This window comes from Actinoplanes sp. NPDC048791 (genome assembly GCF_040650095.1).
In the GTDB taxonomy this organism is placed as follows: domain Bacteria; phylum Actinomycetota; class Actinomycetes; order Mycobacteriales; family Micromonosporaceae; genus Actinoplanes.
Window position 1 is genome coordinate 1 of the sequence record NZ_JBEZGQ010000406.1, and the last position, 7,091, is coordinate 7,091.

Below are 7,091 nucleotides of genomic sequence, written 5' to 3' on the forward strand. Positions count from 1 at the left end.
CCGGCGACGGGGTCCGCAGGGGCAGGTGCGGGGCCAGCCGGGGCAGCCAGCGCAGTTCCTTGCCGACCTGCCCGGCCGCGTCGCTGTGCCGCGGCAGCCGGACGGCCAGCTCGTCACCCAGCCGGTAGATGACGTGGTCGGAGCCGGCCGGGTCGACCAGCCGCAGCGGCCGTGCGGACCATTGCGGGAACTGCGTGTCCACCAGGCGCCGGGCCAGTTCTTCGTCGATCATCGCGGGTCAGCACACCGCACCGGGCGATCAGCTGTCGAGCCGTTTTCCGGCCGGAGCCGCGGGAGTCAGGGCGGCCGCCACCGTGGTCCGTACCAGCTGGGCCGGGTCGGGGCAGGTCAGCTTGCCGTCGAGGAGCAGGACCGCCAGGCCGTGCACCATCGCCCAGGCGCCGATCTGCAGGGCCGGGGCGGCGAGCCGGCTGGCCAGAATCTCCGCGGTGCGTGCGGAGGCGGCGTTGGCGGTGGGCCGGCCGTACATCAGCCGGAACAGGCCGGGGTGGGCGAGGGCGAACGCCACGTACTGCTCGGCCATGTCGGTCAGTTCGGCGGCGGCTTCGAGGCGGTCCGCGAGCTGGGCGAAGCCGTACGTCGCCAGCGCGGCGAGCAGGGCCTCCTTGTCCGCGTAGTGCCGGTACGGGGCGTTGGGCGAGACACCCGCCCGCCGCGCCACCGCGCGCAGCGAGAACGTCTCGTCCTCCTCCAGCAGCTCCAGCGCGGCGTCGAGCAGGGCGGCCCGGAGATCGCCGTGATGATAGGGACGCGAAGTTGACACTGCACACACCGCCTTCCTAATGTGCGCAGTGTATACATTCGCGATCTCCGGGAGGGCCAGTGTCCGTCCACTCCACCGAGGTACGCCTGGCGGCCCGCCCGCACGGCTGGCCCACCGCCGAGACCTTCGAGTTCACCCGCGTCGAGGTGGCCGACCCGGCGCCCGGTCAGCTGCTGGTGCGCAACCTGCTGATGAGCGTCGACCCGTACATGCGCGGGCGGATGGACGACCGCAAGTCGTACGTGGCGCCGTTCACGGTCGGCGAGGCGCTGGAGGGCGGGGCGCTCGGCGAGGTCGTCGAGTCGACCGTCGACGGGTTCAAGCCCGGTGACACCGTGCTGCACGGGCTCGGCTGGCGCGAGTACGCCTTGGTGGACGCCCGCTCCGCCGCGAAGATCGACCCGTCCCGGGCGCCGCTGGGGGCGTACCTCGGGGTGCTGGGCATGACCGGGCTGACCGCGTACGCGGGTCTGCTGCGCACCGCCGAGTTCAAGCCCGGCGATGTCGTCTTCGTCTCCAGCGCCGCCGGCGCGGTCGGCCAGGTCGTCGGGCAGCTGGCCCGACACCGGGGCGCCGCCAAGGTCATCGGCAGCGCCGGGTCGGCGGCCAAGGTGGCTTTCCTCAAGGACGAGCTGGGCTTCGACGACGCGTTCGACTACCACGACGGGCCGATCCGCGAGCAGCTCAAGCGGGCCGCGCCGGACGGCATCGACGTGTACTTCGACAACGTCGGCGGCGACCACCTCGAGGCGGCCATCTCGGCGCTGAACGTGCACGGCCGGATCACCATCTGCGGCATGATCAGCGTCTACAACGCCACCGAGCCGACCCCGGCGCCGCGCAACCTGGCCATGCTCATCGGCAAGCGGCTCACCATGCGCGGCATGCTGGTCCGCGACCACGGTGACCTGCGGGGCGCGTTCATCGAGGAGATGGCGCCGCTGGTCGCCGACGGCCGCATCCGGCACCACGAGACCGTGTACGAGGGGCTGGACCAGGCCCCGGAGGCCTTCCTGGCCATGCTGCGCGGCGACGGCCTGGGCAAGGTCCTCGTCAAGATCGCCTGATCCACTTTCCAGCAGGCCCGCCACCGGCGTTCCGGTGGCGGGCCGCTGTCCGGTCCGGGGATCTCTAGGAGTGCGGGCAGGTGTCGCGGTACTCCTGGATCGCCGAGCCGCTCGGCGCCGGGCAGAGGAACTGCTCGTAGCGGGTGTCGTTGTCGATGAACCGCTTGAGCCACGAGATGCTGTACTTCGCGATGGTCACGTTGGCCGAGGTCGGCGCCGAGTGCGAGGCGTTGTTCAGCTCCAGGTACGCCTTGTCCGAGCTGCTCGGCAAGCTGGTGTAGAACGGCTCCGAGTGCGACGCCACCGGTGCCACGGTGTCGTTCTCGGCCCCGATGATCAGGGTCGGCACGGTGTCCGACGACCAGTTCTTGGTGGAGTGGTACGGCGTCAGCGGAATGGACGCCTGCAGCTGCGGACGGGTCCGCGAGGCGGAGAGGCTGCCGCCGCCACCCATCGAGTGGCCCATGACCCCGAGCCGGCTCGCGTCGATCCGGGTGCGTACTGAGCTGGTGCGGGTCAGGTAGTCGAGTGCGGCCAGCAACTGGGTGCCGCGGCTGGCCGGCTGGTCGTAGACGCTGAGTGTGTCGATGGTGATGACCACGAAGCCCTGCGAGGCGAGGCGGGGGCCGTACCAGGCGACGCTGGACTGCGAGGCGGTGAAGCCGGGGGAGACCGCGACCGCGCCGAAGGTGCCGGCGGTGGTGTCGGTCGGGTAGTAGATGGTCCCGCCGCCGAAGCCGGAGACGCTGGAGCGGGCCACGGCGGTCTGGGCGATGGCGAACGAGCCGCGGGTGGCCTCGATGCTGGCCACGGTGGGAGCGGGTCCCCGCTCGTACGGGTTGGCCGCGAGGGCTCGGGCGGTCTCGGCGGCGAGGTTCGGGCCGGCCGCGAGGGCTGGGCCGGCTGGGGCGGTGATGAGGGCGGCGGTGAGGGTGGCGGCGGCGAGCAGGTGCTTGGCGGGATTTCGCATGTCCGGAGCTCCCTAGGGTGGGGAAGGAACTCACCGACGTCGTCCGGCAGCGCGGGGTTGGCCCGTGGGGACGGACGTTCCGGCGGCCTCGCCATCGAGGCAGATCAATGCTCTGTCACATTGGTTACTCGCCGGTAATCCCACTGTCATCATGTTTCGCCGATATGACGAACCCTCGATGGTTCAGTCGCTGCGCCCCGTCTCACGGGCCTGACGCCTGCGCTCGCGCTGCTCACGGGTGTAGCGCTTGCGGGCCTCGAGGTCGAGCTTCCACTGCTCGCGGGCATACGCCTCGGCGCCGTGCACGGCGTTGCGGGTCTGCGCCGGCCCGATCATGGACCGGAAGAACCAGTTGTCGAACGTCTCGTGGAACCACCGCACGAGCCGGTTGCCGCTCCGGCCGTTCGCATCCTTCGGCATGCCCTCGCCCCTTCCGGCCTCGCGGCCCCGATAGATCATTGCCACACCAATGGTTTGTACACCAACTATTGGTAGTCTAACCATGGAGCTGAGGAGAACGCGCATGAGTGACCCGGTCGACACCGAGGACCCGCTGGCCCTGGAACAGCAGGTCTGTTTCGCGCTGTCCGTCGCCGCCCGCGGCGTGGTGGCCGTCTACCGGCCGTTGCTGGAGCCGATGGGCCTGACCCACCCGCAATACCTGGTGATGCTGGCGTTGTGGCAGCACGCCCCGCTGTCGGTGCGCGAGCTCAGCGGGCTGCTGCAGCTCGACCCGGGCACGCTGTCTCCGCTGCTGAAGCGGCTGGAGGCGATCGGCTACCTGCGCCGGGAGCGGGACCCGGCCGACGAGCGCAGCCTGGCGGTGACGCTCACGCCCGCCGGGCAGGCGCTGCGGAGCCAGGCCGAGCAGATCCCGCCGGCTGTGGTGCAGCGCCTCGGCATGCCGATCGAGGAACTGCGGAGCCTGCACGCGGCCCTCACCCGGGTGATCGCCGCCGCCCGCCCGATCGAGCCCAGCCCCTCCTGACCCGGCCGTGGGCCGCCGTTCCTGACTTGGCCGTGGGCCGCCGTCCCTGACCCGGGCAGGGCCGCGGCCCCTGTCCCGGGCGGAAGCAGGGGCCGCGGACAACTCGGCGACGGTCAGCCGCGTACCCGGCGCCGCTTCGGGACCAGGCGCATGACCGCCAGGCCGGCCACCATCAGCGTGACGCCCGCGACCAGCGTCCACACCGTGTTGAAGCCGGTCAGAGCGAGCGCCCCGCCCCCGACCGTCGCGCTGCCACCGGCAACCTGTCCGTACATGATGTTCTCCCCGGGAATCAGACGTTGATCCATTCGCGGCGGGAGCCGCGCAAGGTCTTCCAGACCGCCAGCCAGTACACCCCCGACCGCCACTGTTCGTAGGCCCATTCGGGCAGCAGGACCGCTGCCAGCAGCAGGTCCGACGGGCGGTTGCGGCGCACTGTCCACACCCGTTCCGCGACGAACACGAGGGTGAGCGGCGCCCACTTCCAGGAGAACGGCACCGCGCCGTAGCCCAGCATCGTCACCAGCAGGAACAGCAGGTAGGCGGGCGCCATCAGGGAGCCCGCGTAGATGGCCAGTTGCCGGCCCAGGTCCGCGGCGGTCGCCCGGGTGAGGCCGTAGATGCGCAGGCTGTCGAGCATGCCGCGCTGCCAGCGCAACCGCTGGTCCTTCAGTGCCTTCCAGGTCGGCATGATGTCGGTGACCGCGCGGGCGGAGGCGGGGGCCATCGGCCGGTAGCCCAGCGCCCGGAAGGCGAAGGTCAGCTCGATGTCCTCGGTGGCGGTGTCGCGGTGGTAGAACTCGCCGGGATGGCCGGGCAGGCGCCGGCCGCGGGCGGCGATGACGGCCCGGACCGCGGCGACGTCGAAGAGGGTGGCCACCCCGGACAGCACCAGGGCGTTGTCGCCGCCGCGGCCGATCTGGCGGGCGAAGCGTTCGTACTCGTTGCGTTGCAGGCGGGCCAGCAGGCTCGTCGGTCCCAGGTCGGTGCGGAAGCAGGCGCACACCGCGCCCACCTCGGGCCGGCGGCGGCGCGACCGGCGGTGCCCGTTGAGCTGCGGGCGCAGCAGGGCCCGGCGGGCGTGCTGGGTGAAGTCCGGGTCCAGCATGCTGTCGGCGTCGGTGACCAGGATCTGGTCCTCGTCGCGCAGCCGCGGCAGCAGTCTGGTGATCGCCCAGTTCAGGGCGCCGGCTTTCTTGTGGACGTTGACGCCGGGGAACGCCAGCACCGTGGCGCCCGCGGCCCGGGCGCGCCGGGCGGTGTCGTCGGTGCAGTTGTTCGGGACGACGATGATCTCGTCGAGGCGCGGCGCCCACTGCTCGCGCAGGGCCCGTACGGTGGCCGTGATGGAGGCGGCCTCGTTGTAGGCCGGGACGATGGCGACGACGAGCGGCGTACGGACCGGCAACGGCACGCGCCGGGTCTGCTCGCCCGGGTTGCGCCGCGGGCTGACGCGGGTCCGCACGACGCCGGGTTCACGGCCCTGGCGGGCGTAGTCGCTGGTCCGAGGCCTGTCGATGATCATCGAGACAGAACGTAAGCGCGATGGCCTCTGTCGCGCATCAGGCGTAGGGGGTCGTGATCCGCCGGGTCGGCTGAGGGGCTCAGGGCCGCAGTGATGAGTGGCCCGGTCGACATGCGCCGGTACGGTCCGATATGCCCGGTCGGCGGGCACGACAAGGCCCCGCTGGACCGCCGCACGGTCGGGGGAAGCCGCGGCGGTCCGGCGGGGCCGGCTCTGTGTCGGTCCGGGCCTGCGGACGCCTACCGGGTACGCGGGTCGGCGTCGCGGCTGCGCGTGCCGGACTTGGCCAGACCGCGGCTGAGCAGGTAACCGATGGTCAGCAGGGTGACGTACCACCAGGCCTTGTCGGCGGCGAAGTAGTCGCTGCCGTCGTTGACACCACGGTCGCCGACGAGCTGCGAGGCGAGCAGGACGCCGGCGACCGCGGCGAGATACACGAACAGTTCCGTGGTCTTCCAGGACGGCTTGGTCTCGTCACCGTGCGCCGGGCGGGCGTAGTGCCGGGTGTCACGGTCGGCGTCGGCCAGCAGTCCGGTGGTGGCGTGGCTACCGGTGATGGGGGAGGTCGTCATCGTGGTCTCCTCTGAGGCGTTCGTCCACTTCGGTGACCACGGGATCCCCGCCATCACCGGGGCAAAAACGCAGAGATCATCCAAACACCGGCGATTCACCCGTACGGGTTGTCAGCGGTCCCAGCCGTCGCAGCAGTCGTCCGGCTCCTCGGCCAGCAGATCGAGCAGATCCGTGCCGGTCTGCTCATCGGTACGCAGCCGCGGAACCGCGACGACGAGCCCGAGCTTGAGCGCGCAGTCCTCGCCGAAACCGTGGATCATCCGGTCCACCCGGGTGGGATGCCCGCACCGGGCGCACGGCTTCTTCGCCGGCCGCCCCGACTCTGGCCGCCCCGACTCCGGCCGCCCCGACTCCGCGAACAGGTCCACAACCCGATCTTGCCGGTTTTCCGTGCTCAGCGCAGGGCCGTGGCGATCTGTCATCTCTGGTCCCGCTCATCGGCCCGGGAACTCGGCGGCACCTCGGCCCGGCCACGGGCCACAGCTCCCGGCACCCTGGCCCGCCCCCGGACCACCCCGGGCGGCGGCGCCGGCAGGTGGTTGACGGCCGTCGGTTCCCCGGCCGCTGTTACGTCCGGGCCAGGCTCGCGGGCGACCGCGGATGGCGCTGCCGGGTGTCGGGCGGGCGGTGGGTCGGGGTGGGATTTCCGGTCCTGAGCGGTCGCCGATCGCGGCCGGGATCGGCGTCGCCGCCACCAGAGCATCGCCACAATCGCGACCGTTAGGCCGGCCGCGACCGAGCCCAGGACCACCGCGGTCCAAGGGCGATCCGCCACAGGCGGCCGGGCCACCGGCGCCGGCACCACCGCGTCACCGGCGAGTTCGAGGTCGCCCGCATCAACGCGGACGGAAACCGTCGCCGGCAACGACGCTGGGGTCGGGAAGCGGATCAGATGTCGCCCCCGGAGCGTGGTCGTCACCTGATCCAGCGCGGGAATCACCACCGGATCGCCCGCCGGCGCGAAGAAGCCTCCGGTGCCCGCCGCCGCGCTCGCCCAGTACGAGCCCCCGGCGGCCGTGCCCACCACGACCAGGATCGTGCCGCTCGCCCGGAACCGGCCGGCCAGCACCTCCGCCCGCTCGCCGCCCGCGTCGGCCGCCGTCGTGTAGAGCACCACCACCCGCCGCCCGGTCTCGGCCGTCGGGAACTGCCGTTCCGCCAGGCCCAGCGCCGCCGCGGTGTCG

General features: G+C 72.0%; 9 protein-coding genes and 2 pseudogenes. 2 read left to right on the forward strand and 9 right to left on the reverse strand.

What is annotated here, in order from left to right:
• Together AB0C29_RS26030 and AB0C29_RS26035 are read right to left on the reverse strand one after the other, a co-directional pair.
• Positions 1-232 (reverse strand): annotated as a pseudogene (locus tag AB0C29_RS26030) (phosphotransferase); the annotation flags it as partial.
• A gap of 27 nt (positions 233-259) precedes the next feature.
• Positions 260-784 carry a TetR/AcrR family transcriptional regulator gene (locus AB0C29_RS26035; protein ID WP_360542521.1) on the reverse strand — a complete coding sequence of 175 codons (525 nt, stop codon included), beginning with the start codon at positions 782-784 and terminating at the stop codon, positions 260-262.
• Between the two features lie 59 nt (positions 785-843).
• On the opposite strand from AB0C29_RS26035, the gene AB0C29_RS26040 reads away from it, so the two are divergent.
• Positions 844-1,851 carry an NADP-dependent oxidoreductase gene (locus AB0C29_RS26040; protein WP_360825046.1) on the forward strand — a complete coding sequence of 336 codons (1,008 nt, stop codon included), beginning with the start codon at positions 844-846 and terminating at the stop codon, positions 1,849-1,851.
• A 64-nt stretch (positions 1,852-1,915) separates the two neighbouring features.
• Here the strand turns inward: AB0C29_RS26040 and AB0C29_RS26045 are convergent, their stop codons facing one another.
• Together AB0C29_RS26045 and AB0C29_RS26050 are read right to left on the reverse strand one after the other, a co-directional pair.
• Positions 1,916-2,821 carry an alpha/beta hydrolase gene (locus AB0C29_RS26045; protein ID WP_360825049.1) on the reverse strand — a complete coding sequence of 302 codons (906 nt, stop codon included), beginning with the start codon at positions 2,819-2,821 and terminating at the stop codon, positions 1,916-1,918.
• 183 nt (positions 2,822-3,004) lie between these two features.
• Entirely contained in the window at positions 3,005-3,241 is a 237-nt protein-coding gene (locus tag AB0C29_RS26050; protein WP_360825052.1) for a hypothetical protein, read from the reverse strand.
• A gap of 103 nt (positions 3,242-3,344) precedes the next feature.
• Here AB0C29_RS26050 and AB0C29_RS26055 point away from each other — a divergent pair, with 103 nt between their 5' ends.
• Entirely contained in the window at positions 3,345-3,809 is a 465-nt protein-coding gene (locus tag AB0C29_RS26055) for a MarR family transcriptional regulator (RefSeq protein ID WP_360825055.1), read from the forward strand.
• A gap of 113 nt (positions 3,810-3,922) precedes the next feature.
• Here the strand turns inward: AB0C29_RS26055 and AB0C29_RS26060 are convergent, their stop codons facing one another.
• The 5 genes and pseudogenes from AB0C29_RS26060 to AB0C29_RS26080 form a co-directional block, all read right to left on the reverse strand.
• Positions 3,923-4,084, reverse strand: coding sequence for a hypothetical protein (locus tag AB0C29_RS26060; RefSeq protein WP_360825058.1), 162 nt, complete (start codon positions 4,082-4,084; stop codon positions 3,923-3,925).
• A gap of 17 nt (positions 4,085-4,101) precedes the next feature.
• On the reverse strand, positions 4,102-5,334 hold the full coding sequence (locus AB0C29_RS26065) for a glycosyltransferase (protein WP_360825061.1): 1,233 nt from the start codon (positions 5,332-5,334) through the stop codon (positions 4,102-4,104).
• A 239-nt stretch (positions 5,335-5,573) separates the two neighbouring features.
• Entirely contained in the window at positions 5,574-5,906 is a 333-nt protein-coding gene (locus AB0C29_RS26070; RefSeq protein WP_360825064.1) for a hypothetical protein, read from the reverse strand.
• A gap of 111 nt (positions 5,907-6,017) precedes the next feature.
• Entirely contained in the window at positions 6,018-6,167 is a 150-nt protein-coding gene (locus AB0C29_RS26075) for a hypothetical protein (protein ID WP_360825067.1), read from the reverse strand.
• A 158-nt stretch (positions 6,168-6,325) separates the two neighbouring features.
• Positions 6,326-7,091, reverse strand: a pseudogene (locus AB0C29_RS26080) (hypothetical protein); the annotation flags it as partial.